Here is a 16,920-nt window from a genome sequence, read left to right as displayed (position 1 = left end):
CTATGGAATATGTAATTAAAGCAGTTAAACTAACCAAGCGATTTGGAGATTTTACGGCAACAAATGAAATTACCTTTGAGGTGGCAAAGGGCGAAATATTTGGTTTTCTGGGGGCTAATGGAGCAGGTAAAACAACTGCCATGCGCATGCTTTGCGGTTTATCTATGCCCAGTTCAGGAGTAGCAACGGTAGCAGGTTTTGATGTTTATAAGGAAACGGAGGAAATTAAAAAGAACATAGGTTATATGAGTCAACGATTCTCTTTATATGAAGATCTGACTGTACAGGAAAATATCAGGTTTTTTGGAGGTATTTATGGCCTGACCAATAGGGATATTAAGATTAAAAGTGAAGAACTGTTGGAACAGCTTGGATTAAAAAATGAAGCCAAAAAACTTGTAGCTTCACTCCCATTGGGTTGGAAACAGAAACTTTCCTTTTCTGTGGCGGTTCTACATCACCCAAAAGTTGTATTTCTGGATGAACCTACCGGAGGGGTTGATCCGGTAACCAGAAGACAATTCTGGGACCTGATCTATGAGGCATCTGCAAGGGGAATTACTGTTTTTGTAACCACCCATTATATGGACGAGGCAGAGTATTGTAACCGCATATCTATTATGGTGGATGGAAAAATAGAGGCGCTGGATACACCGGAAAATTTAAAAAATCAATTTAAAGCAAACTCAATGGACCAGGTTTTTTATGAGCTGGCCAGAGGTGCTAAACGAGGTGATTAAAGCAATGGAACAGTTTATCAACTTTGTAAAAAAGGAATTTGCTCATGTTTGGAGGGACAAAAAGACCCTATTAATCTTATTTGGCATGCCAGTAATCCAGATTCTCATTTTTGGATTTGCTTTGACAAATGAAGTTAAAAACTCTGAGATAATTGTTATGGATCAGGCTAAAGATGAGGCGTCCCAACAAATCATCAATAAGATAGCCGCTAGTAGATATTTTGAGATTAAAAACATTGCGATGAACAATGTGCAAATTGAAGCGGCATTTAAGCAGGGGAAAATTAAAATGGCCGTAGTTTTTCCTGCCGGGTTTAATGAAGCGCTTCTTCATCAGCACAAGGCACAAATTCAGATTCTTGCTGATGCTTCTGATCCAAATACAGCTACTATGCTCACAAATTACGTTTCTTCAATTATTCAGGACTACCAAAGGTCAATTGATAAAACTGCAGCCATACCTTATTCAATAGTTCCTGAGGCAAGGATGTTGTATAATCCGCAATTAAAGGGGGCACATAATTTTGTTCCAGGGGTAATGGCCCTGGTACTGATGTTGGTTTGTGTAATGATGACGGCTATTTCAATTGTAAAAGAAAAAGAAACGGGAACAATGGAGATTTTACTGGTTTCACCATTTAGTCCTTTGCTGGTTATTCTTTCTAAAGCGGTGCCTTATCTTATCCTTTCGCTGATCAATGTAGCTTCTATTCTTCTGTTGAGCGTGTATGTGCTTGACTTGCCGGTTAATGGAAGTGTAGCCTTGCTTTTTGCAGAAAGTACACTGTTTATTATTACATGCCTTAGTTTGGGTATTTTTATATCCGTAAAAACAAATTCCCAGCAAATGGCCATGTTGATTTCATTGATGGGAATGTTTTTGCCAACTGTACTTTTTAGTGGGTTTATGTTCCCAATAGAAAACATGCCTTACCCTTTACAGCTAATTTCGAATCTGGTTCCGGCAAAATGGTTCTATTTAATTGTTAAATCTATTATGATTAAAGGTTTAGGCTTTATGTCTATCTGGAAAGAGACATTAATTTTAGGTGGTATTACTATAGTTTTATTAGTGGTGAGTTTAAAAAGTTTTAAAATCAGACTGGCATGAGAACGATCCGTTTTTTACTGGAAAAAGAATTCAGGCAGATTTTCCGCAATAAAGCTATCCTGTTGCTTATAATGGTAATGCCTGTTATGCAGTTAATAATTTTGCCTCTTGCAGCAAATTATGAAGTAAAAAACATCAACCTTTCAGTGGTTGATCATGATCATTCCAGCTATTCCCAAAAACTGATTTCTAAAGTTACTGCTTCTGGTTACTTTAAACTTACAGGGTATAATAGTTCTTTTAATGAGGGAATGAAATTGGTTGAGACAGACAATGCAGATTTGATTCTGGAAATTCCTCATGGGTTTGAAAGGAATCTTGTCCGCGAAGGGCACCAGCATCTATTTATTGCTGTAAATGCCATAAATGGAGTGAAGGCAAACCTTGGTGGGGCATATCTAGGTGCTATTGTAAAAGATTTTAATAACAGTATAAGGTTACAGTTGCTTCCCTCTTCAAAATTTAACGAGCCTGCTGTAATAGAGGTCACTTCTTCAAACCTTTTTAATCCTCAGCTTAAATACAAGTTTTTTATGGTGCCAGGTATTCTGGCCATATTAGTTACCATGATTGGAGGATTTCTTTCAGCACTGAATATTGTAAAAGAAAAAGAGTTTGGTACCATTGAACAGATTAATGTAACACCAATAAAGAAACATCATTTTATATTGGGTAAACTTATTCCTTTTTGGATGCTAGGTAATGTGGTTTTTACATTGGGTTTGTTGGTGTCGTGGTTAATTTATGGTATTGTTCCACTCGGAAATTTGTTGGTATTGTACCTTTTTGCATCAGTTTTTTTGTTGGCTATTTTAGGCTTTGGTCTTTTAGTTTCTACCTTTTGTGATACTCAACAGCAGGCAATGTTTATCATGTTCTTTTTCATGATGATTTTTATTTTGATGGGCGGTTTGTTCACCTCTATTGATAGTATGCCGGAATGGGCAAAGATAGTTTCACGATTTAACCCGGTAAGTTATCTTATAGAAGTAATGCGAATGGTAATTCTTAAGGGAAGTGGATTTAAGGACATATTACCCCAGTTAGTAACTGTTGGTATATATGCCCTTATATTAAATGCTTGGGCGATATGGAATTATAAAAAAAGGAATTAACGACTTTATTTAGCCGGTGTAATCACTATCTTTTTAAATTCAATCGGACCGTGATCTCCCTGGATATAAATTGGTCCGGGTTCACCTTCATTGCTATCCAGCGCACCACCGGTAATTCCTGGAATTTCCTGATTAGTAATAACAGTTTTTCCGTTAACAACCACAGTAACCATTCTGCCTATTAAAGTAATATCAAAAGTTTGCCATGTATTTGGGCCTAATGCATTGATCTCACTAGGTGTAAGGAAGCCGTAAATACCACTAAATAACACACTTGATGGATGTTGCTCTTTCGGGCTATCTTCTATCTGAACTTCATGTCTGCCTCTTAAATATACACCGCTATTGCTTCCTTTTTGGTATCTGAATTCAACATGCAATTTAAAGTCGGTAAATTTCTGATCAGAAATCAGGTTGGCACCCGATCTAGGACTGGTTAAAACACCGTCTTTTACTATCCATTGGTTTTGGCCCATTGCTTTCCATCCGGTTAAGTCTTTTCCGTTAAACAGGTTAATGGTTTTGCCCCAAACCGGAGCAGCGGTTCTTTTTAAATACGGAGCCTTTACTCCTTTCCAATTGTACTTTTTACCTTCGTTTGTAGTAATTGTTCCCTGAATAGCATCTCCAATAACTTCACCTTCGATCACAAAATCCTGACCTCCATCTTCCCACTGAGGTGGAATTGTGAAACTGAATTTACCATTGTCGAAATTTACTTTAGCTACCGGACGGGCACTTCCGCTAGATCCAACAAAATAGCCTACAAGTGTTTTTAAACCAGAAAGCTTTACTTCTAACCATGATGGTGCTGATTTTCCATTCTCATCAATCGTGATGTCCCAGCGGCCAATTAAATCTTTAGGGTTAGCTTCTGCCTGGGGGCTAACAGTTATATTTTTTTTTGATGCCAGAACAGATTCTGCTGAACCCAACATCAACAAACAACTCATACCAAGTACAAAGAGATTTTTATGCATAATTTTCTTTTAATAACAATAAATACTATTTGTTTTAAAGTTAGCTGAAAAACTTAAGGTTTTAAAACTTCGTAACTAAACAAAGTCTATATTCGCGGCATTAATAGTACCATAATCCCTATAAACCAAATATTCATGATTGAAGAAATTAACCAAACTTACCCAAAAGCGTACCATGCTATAATTGAAGCAACTAAGAATACCGCTTTTTCAATGTCATCAGATGTGTTTACCTGTTCTTTATTGAAAACATTGGCAGGTGCAAAACCAAAATCAAGGTTTTTAGAGTTAGGAACGGGAACGGGCTTATCTACTTCGTGGATTTTAGATGGAATGGACAAGGATTCTACCTTAATATCTATCGACAACGATTCTAACTATTTATCAATCGCAGCTCGTTTTCTTGTAATAGACAGACGGTTGGACTTGCATTGTATTGATGGTGGTGAATGGATTGAGGAGAATAAGGATTTAAAATTTGATTATATTTTTGCTGATACATGGCATGGAAAATACTTAATGCTTGACGAGGTAATTAATATGTTAAATCCTGGTGCATTTTATATTATTGATGACATGCTTCCACAACCAAATTGGCCAGAGGGACATCAGGAAAAGGCTACTGCGCTGGTTGAGGAATTAGAAAAAAGGAAAGATTTGCATATAGCCAAGCAATGCTGGGCAACGGGAATTTTGATTGCAACAAAAAAAGGTATTTAATATTAGCATTAAACCAATCCAAAAACTGAATTAGATTAGTTTTTGGATTGGTTTAATGAATTTTTAAGTTTAGTTACCTATACCAATAACTTTGTAGGTTATTTTATCGCCGTCTACAATTTTTTCGTAATAAACACCATCTTCAGATAGGTAATATTGAGATCCTTTTATCATTACATCTCTGGTACCATCTGGCAACTGGTTTACTACATCACCTATTTGAGGGAGGTTGCTGGTTCCATCTGTAGCGGTACCATTATCTGTATCTAAAACTCCATCTTTACCTGCCACTGTATAAACGGTTTTTCCGTCGGCATCTACAGTAGTACTGTAATAAACTCCTTTATATTCATAATAGGTTTGTCCGTTAATGGTTATTTCTTTTGCTTCTGATGGAATGCTTGGTACCTGAGCCCCAACGGGAGGTACAACTACTTTATAACCATCGTCGTATTGTCTGTAAAAGAACCCGCCTGAATAATAAAATTGATCAGCACCAAAATAGAATGGGTAGTAACCAAAAGGCAATACACTTAAACGGATCCCTAAAAATGGTCGGTAATAGTTATAGTAGTATCCGTAATAAGGCCTGCGATAAGAATAACCTGGTCTGTAGTGATACCCCGGACGATACCCATTTCCTGGTCTGTAACCATAACCCGGTCTGTTAATAGTTCCACTTGGCCGAGAAGGCCGGTAGTTAGGACGAGAGGTATTGCCAATTGAAGGTCTTGATGGTCTGTTGCCCCCACCAGCTGATACGTGGTTACCACCGCCACCTCCACTGCCTCTTGATGATCTCTGTGCTAACACGTTGTTTGTTGTTAAGCCGCTGATCAGGATTATAGATCCCGCTATAATTAGTGATTTAAAATTCAAGGTTTTCATAATATACTATATCTATATTTAACCGTAAGACATAATATAAACGAAAAGGATTACTCCTTATTAATCAGTATTTTTAAACTGACAAATTGATGATAATCCATTTCGTTTTCTTCTCTTTTAAAACTAAAATTCGCCCTTAATTTCCCAGCCTTTCCTATACTTCCTTCTCAGAAATTTATTTGCTTCCGGATAGTTGGGGAATTTCATGTTTGCAGCATCCCATTGCAGCAACTGGTTTGGAACCCGAATGGCTACGGTACCAAGCAATATGGCTTCCGTCATAGGGCCTGATTGTGCAAAATGCGATTCAGTTTTTTCACCTCCTAAACAGGCATCCACAAAATGGTGATAATGGTTACGGCTCTCTAATTTTTTGAAAGCTGTATCTTTGAACTTGCTTTCGGGTAAAAGCACTGGCATTTCTCCGCCATGCGGTATCAGAAGAGCGCCTTCAGTACCAATTAGCATGGCACATTCGCCTGGATAATTTTCTAAAGAATAAAGTGCCCGGACTTCTTGTGGAGGATATATTTCTCCATCAAACCATTCCAGCGTTAATTTATCAGATTCTGTATACGAATTTCCAGGGAAAATCCAGGTCATATGATCTCCCTGTGGCCAGGTATCTCCCCTACGTTCAGATGAGTCTTTCCAGCTTTGCTGAACTTCTGCAATTACTGATATTGGGGCTTTAAGTCCTAAGCCTTTCCATACGGCATCAAATATATGGCAGCCAATATCTCCAGACCAACCGGTACCAAAGTCCTGCCATGCCCTCCATTTGGCCGGATGATAAATGCCTGGTGCATAAGGACGAACAGGCGCTGAGCCAATCCATAAATCCCAGTTCAGGGTTGCAGGCGGCTCCTGAGTTTCTGCTGGTCTGGGACCCACCAACCGGTAATCTGCAATGGCTCCCGGTCTATTTGAACATAGATATGCATGTTTAATCTTACCAATTGTGCCGTTCTTTATTAACTGAACAGCTGTACGATCACAAGCGGTTGAAGCAACCTGGGTACCCAATTGGGTTATCACACCTTTTTTAATTGCAATATTTGTAAGAGAACGAACCTCTGCAACATCATGACACATTGGTTTTTGGCAATACACGTGCTTTCCGGCTTTAATGGCCTGATAAGCAACTGAGAAATGTGTATGGTCTGGTACTGTTACATTAACCGAATCTATATTTTTTATTTCATTTTTAAGTAGTTCCCTCCAGTCGGTATAAGTACGAACACCGGGAATTCCGGCAGCTGCGGTTTTTAGAATATCGCTATCTACATCGCAAATTGCAACAATCTCTACATCTGGATGAGATTTAAAATTACCAAGATCATGCGCTCCCATTCCACCCACACCAATACTTGCATGCCTTAGTTTACGACCTGGAATTTTTGCTGAAGCAATAGTGTTCATTAAAAATGAGGGCAGTACAGCAGCTGCTGCTGCCGACGCCAGAAAATTCCTACGGGAAACCTGGGGTTTTTGTTTGTTTATATCCATAAAAAGTATATTTGGTTTACGCTACTAGCTGGTTATTAGTTGCTTAAACAGTAAATATATAAGAAAAAATTATGTTTGTGTGTACAAGCGCTAAAAAAGAATTTTTTATGGTTAGATTTATCTACCTACATTTATTCCAGCTATGATACATCAAAACCTCCTTTTAATTCTTGCGCTATTTTTTGCTATGGCGTTACTTTATTTGTTAAGTCAACGATGGAAAATCTCTTATCCTATTTTCCTGGTAATAGGTGGTTTAGCCATAAGTTTTATCCCAGGAGTGCCATCAATAAGTGTAAATCCGGATATTGTATTTCTTATTTTTCTTCCACCTCTCCTCTTTGAAGCTGCATGGTACACTTCGTGGAACGACTTCTGGAAATGGAAAAGGTCGATTTTTCTGTTGGGTTTTGGATTGGTACTAATTACCTCTTTGGCTATCGCTTATTTTTCTGTGAGTATTATTCCCGGATTTACATTGGCATTTGGTTTCCTGCTTGGTGGTATTATTTCGCCTCCCGATGCTGTAGCTGCAACTTCTGTATTAAAGGGTTTAAACATGCCCAAAAGAGGCTTAACAATGTTGGAAGGAGAAAGTCTGGTTAATGATGCAGCTTCTTTAACCGTGTTCAGGTTTGCAGTAGCTGCTATTCTGACAGGTAAATTTGTTTTACAGGATGCTGTAACTGATTTTTTTGTTTTATCATTTATGGGTGTTGTTGTGGGGCTTTTTATTGCTCATATTCTCTATTTTGTACTCAGATATTGGGCTAAATCGTCGAACATAACTACCCCTATTACATTAATTGCACCATATCTGATGTATATTGTTGCTGAGGAGTTTCATTGGTCTGGTGTGTTGGCTGTTGTAAGCGGAGGGTTATTTCTGTCATTCCGCTCTCACGACTTTCTTAATTACCATACCCGTTTACAAGCCAAGGAGGTTTGGGCCACGGTTGGCTTTTTGCTGAACGGTTTTGTTTTTATTTTAATTGGACTTGAACTGCCTGTAATTGTGAATGGATTAGAAGGCTATTCTATGGATGAAGCCATAAGATATGCCCTGCTCATCAGCTTAATTGTAATTGTTGTTAGAATTATCCTTGTATATGTGGCTGGTTTTGTTCCAAGGTTTTTAAGTGCAAAAATAAGGAATAAGGAAAAGAGCCCGGGTTTAAAATTACCTTTCGTTATTGGATGGGCCGGAATGCGTGGTGTGGTTTCTCTGGCATCTGCACTTGCTATTCCTTTAACTTTAAATTCAGGGGATGCATTTCCGCATCGTAATATGATTCTGTTTATCACTTTTGTGGTGATTCTTATTACGCTGGTTTTTCAGGGGCTAACATTGCCGCTGTTCCTGAAATGGCTAAAGATTGAAGAAATTGACGAGAGACGCCCTGAAGACGAGCAAATTGAAGCAATACGCATGCAACTTGCAAGGGAAAGTGTTAAACATCTTGATGCCAAGTATAGTATGGAGATGGAACAGTTCGAGACTATTGCGAGAATTAAAGAGCAATTAGAACGCAGCATAAGGGCAAGTGAACGGACTTTAATTGAAGAAAACCAAAAAGAAGAAGTCGGTTCAGTAAGAAAGCTATACAGAACGATTATGCTTGAGCTGATTACCTTAAGGAGAGCAGGCCTTAAAAAACTTAAAGCTACTAAGGAATATGATCACGAAGTGCTTCGTGATATGGAGGATAACCTGGATCTTGAAGAGGCCAGATTAAGTAAGCATTAATCGGCTTATTCTTCTATAACTATGTGGGAATCTGGGATGCCAAGCTCTTTAAGGTTATTTACCATTGCTGCGGTAAACGCATCCGGACCACATATATAATACCATTTACCCTGGTCTTTGGTGTATTTTTTTAAGAGATCCTGGTCAATCGTTTTGCCCGGGATTTCTGGATTTAATGGGCTTTTTAATACATCGATATAATTATCACCTAACAAGTATTTTAACTCAACTTTGTTTATAATATCTTTCTCGTTATGATTTGCAAAGATCAGGTTATTTCCGGATAAGGAACCATCAATGTTAAGTTGCCTTAATATTGCGATAAATGGAGTAATACCAGCCCCTCCGGCTATAAATACACCTTTACCTTTGTAATTTATAGTTCCAAATACATCATGGATAATCAACTCGTCTGTAGCTTTTAATGAAGAAAGTTTAGATGTTAAACCATCATGCTCTTTGTAAATTTTGATGGTGAATTCCAGGAAATCTGATTTATTAAGCGAAGTAAAAGTAAAGGGGCCAACTACGGATTTTAGATCTGGTTTATTGATAGCTATATCTGTAGCCTGTCCTGGAATAAAACTGTAGTTGTCTGGCTTTTCAACCGTAAATCGTTTTACATTGTGCGTGATATCTTCAACACTCAATATTTTAACAATATGCTCATTTATGTTAGCTGGTTCTTCCATAATTATAACTGTTTTACTTATATTAGAGATACGCCATCCGTATAGGGTTACAAAAATTATGCTGTTTTATGATTAAAGTAAAAAGAATTTATGACGCTCCGTTAAAAGATGATGGTTATAGGATTCTTGTGGATAGGTTGTGGCCGCGTGGATTAAAAAAGGAAAATGCAGTTATTGATTTATGGCTTAAGGAAATTGCACCAACAACAGCATTACGGAAATGGTTTAATCATGAGCCCGGGAAATGGCAGGAATTTAAAAATAGATATTTTGAGGAACTTGCAACTAACAATTTTGTTGGGGATGTATTAAAAATTTACAACAACTATCCAATAGTAACACTCCTGTTTGCTGCACATGACCAAAATTATAATCATGCTTTGGTACTGAAGAGCTTTTTAGAAAAAGAAATTGGATAGTAGTTTATTTGGGCACACAAATACGCAAAAAGCATATATATTTGGGCTCAAATTTTAGAAATACATTTTTATGGCAAAGGCATCCGAAATTAAAGTGGGCAATATTTTACGTTTCAATGGAGAACTGGTAACAGTTACAGAATTTTTACATCGTACACCGGGTAAAGGCGGAGCCTTTTATTTAGGTAAATTCCGTAATATTAAAACCGGTAGAATTGTTGAAGCACGTTTGGGAACTGATGAACAGGTTGAGATTTGTCGTGTTGAAACTAACGATTATCAGTATTTGTATGAAGAGGGTGACTATTTTGTGGTAATGGATAATGTTAGTTTTGAGCAATTTAATGTACCTAAATCTCTTTTTGGAGCATCAGCAAGGTTTATTAAAGAAGGAATGGATGTTCTTGTTTCTATTGAAAGTGAAGAACCTATTATGGCCCAGGCTCCAAACTTTGTAGAGTTAGAAATTACATATGCTGAACCTGCTGTTAAAGGTGATACCTCATCAGGAGCGCTAAAGTATGCTACCACAGAAAATGGAGTGGAATTGAGAGTACCTTTATTTGTGAACCAAGGTGATAAGATAAAGGTTGATACACGTACCGGTGAGTATGTTGAACGTGTAAAGTAGTATAAATAAACTATTTTTTATTTAAAAGCCATTCAAATACTCATAATGGGTATTTGATAACTAAGGGGCTCAGTTCACTTGTTTTTGCGGAATATTAGAGATCTAAATTCTAATTTTGGGTTATAATCAAATCACCTATTACTATGAAAAATCTCAATTCTAATAATAACAGGAAGCTGTTTGGCCCCTAAATCTTTTATACGTGTCTTAAACTGACATTGTGATCCGTTGTTTTACTTCTAAATTAAGCTGCTATGAAAGATTCTAAAATACCATCATATGCTGATTTTTTGAAACATTCAAGGAATCGGCCTGGTTCACCATTTTCTGAGGCGGAAAAAATACTGTTGCATTTTGACAGTGAATCATTGAATAATAATTTTTTCCCCTCTATTTATTACGTAAGTGACTATATCGAAAACTCTAACTGTTTTAGACCTTTTAGTACAAGCCATTTTTTAGGATATTCTTGTGAATTCTTAGTGGATACGGATATTCTGTTCTTTAATAGAATTAGAAACCGGGAGGATATGAAGATATTTGATGAGCAAATATTTCCGGATCAAATGGCTTTTCTTAGCAATCGCAAGCGAGAGGAAAATGTGAATTATACTTTTACTACGAACTTTAGAATTAGGAACAGTGATGGCTCGTGGTCATCAGTGGTACAATGTACTCATTATCTTTTTAAAGAGAATTACAGATTGCCTGTTGCATCTATTAATTCACTTACAGATCTTACCTATTTTAAAAGTGATTCAAAAATTAGTCATCTAATAGAGAAACACGAGGCAGGAGGCGAAAAAACTTTAATTGAGAACAGGTCTTATTTCTTACAGAATACAGAATATATACTTAGTAAACGGGAAATTGATGTTTTGAAACTGGCCAGCCAAGGAATGGGAAGTAAAGAAATTGCAGATCGGCTCAATATAAGTATCAATACCATTAATAATCACAGGCGAAATATGCTCATGAGATCGAACTGTAAAAATTTCTTACAGCTGGTAGATATTGCGGTTAAAAATGGTGTGCTTTAAGTTACAGGGATAATATTCTATTTTTCTGAGATAGATTGCAGCTGACTTTTGAGAAAATTCCCTGATTTTTCCTGGAGTGCTTTTTTCATCAGTTCATATGGATGAATTTTGGTTTCATTTGTTTTAAATCCTGTTAAAAAAGGACCAGCTTCTATAATGCGCTCATTTTGGAAAGACATATCCCAATGGCCACCTATTTTTTTTCGAAAAACCTCTCCTATGTACCTGCAGAAACCATCTACAGTTATGGCTCTATGCATTGCATCTATTGCTTCGGGTGTTTTATATGTGTTTATTAGCCATTCTTCTACATTTTTAAGAGACTCTATTGAATAATCCAGATGTGTTTTGATATCTCCATATAATGAAGATATGAAAGACACTAATTTGTCGTCCATTTGGAAAATCCAATATTCAAAATCCTTTTCTGAAAAATTATTATAAATACTCATACTTATTGTTCTTTGGCAAATTCTAAGGTACAGGAATTATTTTATATGGAATGCCCGCTTTTTCCAGTGCTTTTTTAAGTGGACCACTTGCGTCTCCTTCAAATACCCATTCCATTTGCCAGCCTTTTTCTTTCATCAGGATTTCGTCACGAGCAATTTCCCATTGTATATCCTTAGTATTGTATATTTTACCTGTTTTATGTTCTATTACTTTTGGTTTTATCCCTGCTTTTTCCATATCCTCCAGATGTATTATGCCATCTTTTCTCATTTCAGGAGGTATGCCTTCGGTTTCCATTATATCAAACCTTCTTTCTACGCCTTCAATTTCTACGCGTACTTCTCTTTCTGCTTTTCCGCCCCACTCTAATTTTGCTTTGTATGCATCAACAGCCTTGTTAGCCAATTTGGCTCTTGTCATATTTTTGCGGTATACATTTTCCCATCTTTCTTTTTTCCACTTTTTAGGATTACCTTCCATCCTTTTCTCGTATTCTGCCCATCTTTCAGCCATATGTTCTTTTGACCCTGCCTGACCCGGTAAGGGTTCATCAGTTGGCACCTCATTAGGGTCAATCTTTGTAGTATCGGCTTCGGCGGAGTCTGGTTCAATTCCATCTTTCTTTTCTAATGGATCATTTTCAGCATCTGGTTTTTCTTCTGGTGCTTTAGGCTCTTCCTTGGCTTTTGGTTCATCTGTTCCTTTACCAGTATTCTCTTCGGCAGGTTGTTCTTTTGCAGTTGGCTCTGTAGGTTTTATTCCTTCTTTATTCTCTAAATTTGTTATTTTTTCATCAAAAGCTTCCAGATCCTTCATAACAGCAGGATCTTCGGGTGCTTCGGCCATTCTTTTTCTTAGTTCTTTAAGTTCTTCGGCTAGTTGAGGGTTTTCTTTGAGTATTTCTCCATGACTGATTTCATAAACCTTACAGTCAGAGCATTTTACAATGTGACCTTCATTATCTACTTTAAGTTCATGTCCGTCTTTAGCCTTACCTTTGGAAACGACACCTTCATCATTTTGAGCGCTTTCAGCAAAATCTTCTGCTTTTTGCTGATCGGGAGTTTTGGCTTCTGGTTCAGCTATTGGTTCAGTCTCCGTTTTTACTTTTGGTTCAGTCTCGGCAACAGGCTCAGGTTCAGTTTTTACTTTAGTTTCAGAAACTTTGGTTTCTGCTTCCGGTTTTATTGGAGTATCAACTTCTGACCGGGTTGGCTCTATATTGCTGGTTTTTGTATTTTCGGTTGTTTTTTCCTTAGGGGTACCAGGTTTTTCTTCTCCTCCCAATCCAATTTTCTCTTTAAGGCCGCCAATTTTTTCTTTCATTCCTGCTCTGCCTTCGTTAAATCCTTCACTGGCTTTTGCGAGTCCCTGGCCTATTTTACTATCTTTTAATGCCCCTGCTGCGCCTTTAAATGCTTCTGCTACTTCCGGCATCAATTTGCCGATAACAGTGCCTAATTTTTTAATTGCAGCAAGTAAGCCTTGTGCAATTTTACCACCTATGGCTCCCAGTAAAAGTAGAGCAACCATAACACCAAGGGTTAAACCACTGTTTGCAATGCGCTGGTACGCATATAATATCCTATCCCTACCTGTTTTAACCTGTCCGCTGGTATATTGTCTTGGCCCGTTATCTGCTTTTGGAGCATCTTCATGAATCTCTCCGGCAGTTTTTTCTTTAGCTGGAGGTGCTGTTGGTGGCGCAGATTCTACACCGTCATCTTCAGTTACTGAAAGATCATATACTGATTTGGCAATTACAGCTGTTTCGGTAGCAATCATTGAAACCATAATTCCTTCACCAATAGCTACTCCAACTTCAAAGCCAGCCCCTGCACCAGGAATTGCACCAGCACCAACTCCAAAAATACCTCCCAGAATAGCACCTACTACCGCACCGCCAATAACTATCCAGCCGGCAAAGGCGCCAACTGTCATGTTCAATGCCTGCATCCATTCCAATCCTCCGTCAATTACTTTACTAAATTCACCATCCCAAAGGTCATTCCACATCTGAGGAATCAATCTCCAGAGTTTAGGCGCATCTTCATATAAGGGGCTGCCTTCTGCAAATGGCCAGATCAGGAACCAGATCATTTTTTTGGCCTCGCCCCACCAATTGGCAATTAAATGATTGATGTTCGGGGTAAGATATTTCATTATCCCGGTAATGTGCCTGGCTGTTGCCAAACCAACCAACCCTAAGGCTTTTTTAATCTCGCCCTCTGTACTACCGGGTATATCTTTAATGTAGGGTTCCAGAAATTCTTTTGCTTTTTCTTCTAATATTTCGGGATGATCCCATATTAGCAGAAACCCATCAATCATGGCCTTAAATAACTTGTATTGTTTTTCAATGTCATTTATAAATGCCATTATTTTAAGGAAACCAACAACAATTACCTCTATAACTGAGAGCGCAATGTTAAGGGCTTTCTGAACAATAGCCAGAGCCGTATCAACAAATTCGGCAAATGCGTCTATAATAGCTGCTACTGCACGTTTAAACCGCTCAAATGCCTCATTTGTTGCAGCTACTGCCGTGTCTACTGCCGAATCAATTTTGGCATTAATTGCATCGCGTATAGTAGGGAAAGCGGCAAAGGCGATGTCAACAAATCCCTTTAATATAACACCAAACCCTTTTATTAAGCCCACAACGGCTTTGCGTGCCAATTCAAGCGCAGCCAGGGCAAATTTTTTGGCCTGTTCAAAAATCCACTTAAGTGCAGCTCTTAGCTTATCAAAAATAAAGTTTACAGCTCGTTTTAAACCATCTATAAGGGCAGACGCAGCATCAGCAAGCCAGCCAAAGAAACCTCCGCTTTCTTCTTCAGATTTTTTCTTTTTATCTTCTGCTTCTTGTTTTGCCGCCGCAGTTTTCTCTGTAGCTTGTTTATTGGCATCCTCATAATGTTTTTTTGCTTCGGAATTTCCTTTTTCTGTTTCCTTTCCAATTTTTCCAATATGCTCTATAGCACTGGCCGAGGCCTTTGTTTTGAAGTCTGTTTCGGTAGCATCAAGTTGTTTCTGCCAATCTAGTCTTGATTCTGCAACTTGTTTCTGTGCACTTTGCTGTGATTTGTTTTGTGACGTTTTAGATTTAACTGTTTCATCGTTAATCAGTTCATCGGTTTTTTGTTTTTCATTTACTAGTTTTTCCTGATAGGCTGCTTCGTCCTGTTGATATTTCTGAGATTGTTCTCCTATTTTTTGATTTGCCTGACCTGCAAGAGAAGCGTCAAGTTTAGCCGCTATTTCTGGTGACAGGCCTGAAGCCGGTCCTACTGTTGTAGAGTTTACACCTTGTGCTTTTTTGAACCGGTGCTTACTTTTAATATTTCCTTTTCCGGGTTTTTGAATTACATCATTTTCACCAAAATCATTCAAGATTTCTTTTTGAGCGCTGGTTTTTGCTATCAGTAGATCTGCCGTTTGCTCTTCCTGCTCTTCTGATATATTGTTTATACTGGCATCACCTGTTAAGGCTAATTCCGGGGCTGCACCTAGCTCTTCGGGCAGAGCACTGGTGTCTAAATTAATGTTACCCAGTTCATTTTGTGCTGCTCCACTTATGTTTTCAGATCCTTCACTATTTCCAAATCTTGAAAACAATCCTGATGGAACAAATTTGGCCTGAGGTGGAAGCGAAACTTCTTCAACAACGGGTGGTTGCCACGCACCTTTTCCTTCAAATTTGTTTTTTACAGTTGCGGTAGCCTTTTGGGCTATGTGTTTTGTTTTAGCTCCAATATTCTGGCCGTAGGCGCTTCCACTACCTTCAGCAACTGTAGGTACAAGTTTTAGCGCTTTATCTTTTTGCAACTGCATACTCTGAGAAGAGATGCCCTTTGCCTGATTTAAGGCTTCTGGTAGCTGGGTAGCTGGTGTAGATTGTAATACGACGAGCATATCCCCAGGATTATCTGTAGCTGTAATAACCGGTTTTTCTTTTATTACCTCTCCTGCTGCTACGGCGGCTTTAGTCCCACCTGCTTTTGGAGCATCTTTCCCTATTGGTGCAACTGCCGGTTTTTCTGCCACTTTAGGAGTTGATGCCGGGGCTTTATTAATATTGGTTCCGCCCTTGGCTGGCTCATCAGGCGGTGAACTTTGAAAGCCCTGATTATTGGCTGTTCCACTAGCATCCTTTTTCTCTGATTTTTCCTTTAAAGGCTCGTTTTCTGTTGTTTGTGGTACCGTTGGAACAGGCTCAATTGTTGGATTTTGTTTCTTTTGTACGGCTTTGTCAGCAACAGGATCAGTTTGCTGTAATACATGTGTAAGTTCATGTGCAAGTAATCTTTTACCATCGTCGGTTTGTGGACTGTATTTACCTTCATTAAAGTAGATATCATTTCCGGTGGTAAAGGCCTGGGCATTAAGTTCCCTATTCATCTGTACCGACTCTTGCCCTGAGTGTATTTTTACAGAACTAAAATCTGCCCCAATCCTATTTTCCATAAAGGATTGGGTTTGGTGATCCATAGATGATCCATTACCCCTACTATTTTCTATTGAAGAAGTTAGCTGATCACTAACTTTAGATTCACCATCGCTTTTAGTTTGAACAAAGGGGGTTATATTTGCAGATAGGGGTTTTTTATGGATAGTTTCTTCTTCTTCGCACGCAGCACATTTAAGTTGAACAAAATTTGCGTCGCTTGAGCGCATTACTTTATCAGCAACAGCATCGGCCTCTTTTTCGAACGGATCATCCGGGTCGCCAACGTTCAATTTTGTTTGTAAAAAGAACGAAGCTTCGCCATCCGCCTGTAACAGTTCATTTTGTTGCAGACTCTCCTGCCTTACTGATGCAGCAGGTGCAATAATAGGTTCGGAAACAGAATCTTGTTTCATTTTAATTTAAAT

At 38.2% G+C, this 16,920-nt stretch carries 14 protein-coding genes; 8 read left to right on the top strand and 6 right to left on the bottom strand.

Annotated features, from left to right (window positions below; translation table 11 throughout):
* Positions 1-2 precede the first annotated feature (2 nt).
* The 3 genes from CPT03_RS07520 to CPT03_RS07510 are packed head-to-tail and all read left to right on the top strand — an operon-like array spanning position 3 to position 2,966.
* Positions 3-740 carry an ABC transporter ATP-binding protein gene (locus CPT03_RS07520; RefSeq protein ID WP_099438273.1) on the top strand — a complete coding sequence of 246 codons (738 nt, stop codon included), beginning with the start codon at positions 3-5 and terminating at the stop codon, positions 738-740.
* Complete coding sequence (locus CPT03_RS07515; RefSeq protein ID WP_245869999.1) at positions 706-1,851, top strand: ABC transporter permease; 1,146 nt, start codon at positions 706-708, stop codon at positions 1,849-1,851. Before CPT03_RS07520 ends, CPT03_RS07515 begins: the two co-directional genes overlap by 35 nt.
* Positions 1,848-2,966: an ABC transporter permease gene (locus CPT03_RS07510; protein ID WP_099438272.1), complete on the top strand. Its 1,119-nt coding sequence runs from the start codon at positions 1,848-1,850 to the stop codon at positions 2,964-2,966. Before CPT03_RS07515 ends, CPT03_RS07510 begins: the two co-directional genes overlap by 4 nt.
* A gap of 5 nt (positions 2,967-2,971) precedes the next feature.
* On the opposite strand, the gene CPT03_RS07505 is transcribed toward CPT03_RS07510, so the two are convergent.
* On the bottom strand, positions 2,972-3,946 hold the full coding sequence (locus CPT03_RS07505) for a DUF1080 domain-containing protein (protein WP_099438271.1): 975 nt from the start codon (positions 3,944-3,946) through the stop codon (positions 2,972-2,974).
* 135 nt (positions 3,947-4,081) lie between these two features.
* Here CPT03_RS07505 and CPT03_RS07500 point away from each other — a divergent pair, with 135 nt between their 5' ends.
* Positions 4,082-4,666 (top strand): O-methyltransferase, encoded by a 585-nt coding sequence (locus CPT03_RS07500; protein WP_099438270.1) that lies wholly within the window; start codon positions 4,082-4,084, stop codon positions 4,664-4,666.
* 69 nt (positions 4,667-4,735) lie between these two features.
* Here the strand turns inward: CPT03_RS07500 and CPT03_RS07495 are convergent, their stop codons facing one another.
* Complete coding sequence (locus CPT03_RS07495) at positions 4,736-5,554, bottom strand: DUF6515 family protein (RefSeq protein WP_245869998.1); 819 nt, start codon at positions 5,552-5,554, stop codon at positions 4,736-4,738.
* Positions 5,555-5,677: 123 nt separating this feature from the next.
* Positions 5,678-7,063 carry a Gfo/Idh/MocA family protein gene (locus CPT03_RS07490; protein WP_099438269.1) on the bottom strand — a complete coding sequence of 462 codons (1,386 nt, stop codon included), beginning with the start codon at positions 7,061-7,063 and terminating at the stop codon, positions 5,678-5,680.
* A gap of 142 nt (positions 7,064-7,205) precedes the next feature.
* Between CPT03_RS07490 and CPT03_RS07485 the strand changes: the two genes are divergently transcribed.
* The gene (locus CPT03_RS07485) at positions 7,206-8,810 is read left to right on the top strand and encodes a Na+/H+ antiporter (RefSeq protein ID WP_099438268.1); all 1,605 of its coding nucleotides are present in this window, start codon (positions 7,206-7,208) and stop codon (positions 8,808-8,810) included.
* 5 nt (positions 8,811-8,815) lie between these two features.
* Here the strand turns inward: CPT03_RS07485 and CPT03_RS07480 are convergent, their stop codons facing one another.
* On the bottom strand, positions 8,816-9,502 hold the full coding sequence (locus tag CPT03_RS07480) for an FAD-binding oxidoreductase (protein WP_216641619.1): 687 nt from the start codon (positions 9,500-9,502) through the stop codon (positions 8,816-8,818).
* Positions 9,503-9,570: 68 nt separating this feature from the next.
* On the opposite strand from CPT03_RS07480, the gene CPT03_RS07475 reads away from it, so the two are divergent.
* The 3 genes from CPT03_RS07475 to CPT03_RS07465 all read left to right on the top strand — a co-directional run bounded on the left by CPT03_RS07475 (position 9,571) and on the right by CPT03_RS07465 (position 11,592).
* Positions 9,571-9,921 (top strand): DUF488 domain-containing protein, encoded by a 351-nt coding sequence (locus CPT03_RS07475; protein WP_099438267.1) that lies wholly within the window; start codon positions 9,571-9,573, stop codon positions 9,919-9,921.
* Positions 9,922-9,991: 70 nt separating this feature from the next.
* The gene (gene efp / locus CPT03_RS07470) at positions 9,992-10,552 is read left to right on the top strand and encodes an elongation factor P (RefSeq protein WP_099438266.1); all 561 of its coding nucleotides are present in this window, start codon (positions 9,992-9,994) and stop codon (positions 10,550-10,552) included.
* 254 nt (positions 10,553-10,806) lie between these two features.
* Positions 10,807-11,592, top strand: coding sequence for a response regulator transcription factor (locus CPT03_RS07465; RefSeq protein WP_099438265.1), 786 nt, complete (start codon positions 10,807-10,809; stop codon positions 11,590-11,592).
* A gap of 17 nt (positions 11,593-11,609) precedes the next feature.
* Here CPT03_RS07465 and CPT03_RS07460 read toward each other — a convergent pair whose 3' ends face one another.
* On the bottom strand, positions 11,610-12,044 hold the full coding sequence (locus CPT03_RS07460; protein WP_099438264.1) for a hypothetical protein: 435 nt from the start codon (positions 12,042-12,044) through the stop codon (positions 11,610-11,612).
* Positions 12,045-12,066: 22 nt separating this feature from the next.
* On the bottom strand, positions 12,067-16,908 hold the full coding sequence (locus CPT03_RS07455; RefSeq protein ID WP_099438263.1) for a DUF4157 domain-containing protein: 4,842 nt from the start codon (positions 16,906-16,908) through the stop codon (positions 12,067-12,069).
* Positions 16,909-16,920: the final 12 nt, after the last annotated feature.

The sequence above is a fragment of the Pedobacter ginsengisoli genome, assembly GCF_002736205.1.
Lineage (GTDB): Bacteria > Bacteroidota > Bacteroidia > Sphingobacteriales > Sphingobacteriaceae > Pedobacter > Pedobacter ginsengisoli_A.
This window is presented reverse-complemented; position numbering and strand designations above follow the sequence as displayed.

Excerpts from the sequence above, each read along its gene's own strand:
- CPT03_RS07520 (WP_099438273.1), top strand. The coding sequence starts at position 3 with ATGGAATATGTAATTAAAGCAGTTAAACTAACCAAGCGATTTGGAGAT.
- CPT03_RS07515 (WP_245869999.1), top strand. The coding sequence starts at position 706 with ATGAGCTGGCCAGAGGTGCTAAACGAGGTGATTAAAGCAATGGAACAG.
- CPT03_RS07510 (WP_099438272.1), top strand. The coding sequence starts at position 1,848 with ATGAGAACGATCCGTTTTTTACTGGAAAAAGAATTCAGGCAGATTTTC.
- CPT03_RS07505 (WP_099438271.1), bottom strand. The coding sequence starts at position 3,946 with ATGCATAAAAATCTCTTTGTACTTGGTATGAGTTGTTTGTTGATGTTG.
- CPT03_RS07500 (WP_099438270.1), top strand. The coding sequence starts at position 4,082 with ATGATTGAAGAAATTAACCAAACTTACCCAAAAGCGTACCATGCTATA.
- CPT03_RS07495 (WP_245869998.1), bottom strand. The coding sequence starts at position 5,554 with ATGAAAACCTTGAATTTTAAATCACTAATTATAGCGGGATCTATAATC.
- CPT03_RS07490 (WP_099438269.1), bottom strand. The coding sequence starts at position 7,063 with ATGGATATAAACAAACAAAAACCCCAGGTTTCCCGTAGGAATTTTCTG.
- CPT03_RS07485 (WP_099438268.1), top strand. The coding sequence starts at position 7,206 with ATGATACATCAAAACCTCCTTTTAATTCTTGCGCTATTTTTTGCTATG.
- CPT03_RS07480 (WP_216641619.1), bottom strand. The coding sequence starts at position 9,502 with ATGGAAGAACCAGCTAACATAAATGAGCATATTGTTAAAATATTGAGT.
- CPT03_RS07475 (WP_099438267.1), top strand. The coding sequence starts at position 9,571 with ATGATTAAAGTAAAAAGAATTTATGACGCTCCGTTAAAAGATGATGGT.
- efp (WP_099438266.1), top strand. The coding sequence starts at position 9,992 with ATGGCAAAGGCATCCGAAATTAAAGTGGGCAATATTTTACGTTTCAAT.
- CPT03_RS07465 (WP_099438265.1), top strand. The coding sequence starts at position 10,807 with ATGAAAGATTCTAAAATACCATCATATGCTGATTTTTTGAAACATTCA.
- CPT03_RS07460 (WP_099438264.1), bottom strand. The coding sequence starts at position 12,044 with ATGAGTATTTATAATAATTTTTCAGAAAAGGATTTTGAATATTGGATT.
- CPT03_RS07455 (WP_099438263.1), bottom strand. The coding sequence starts at position 16,908 with ATGAAACAAGATTCTGTTTCCGAACCTATTATTGCACCTGCTGCATCA.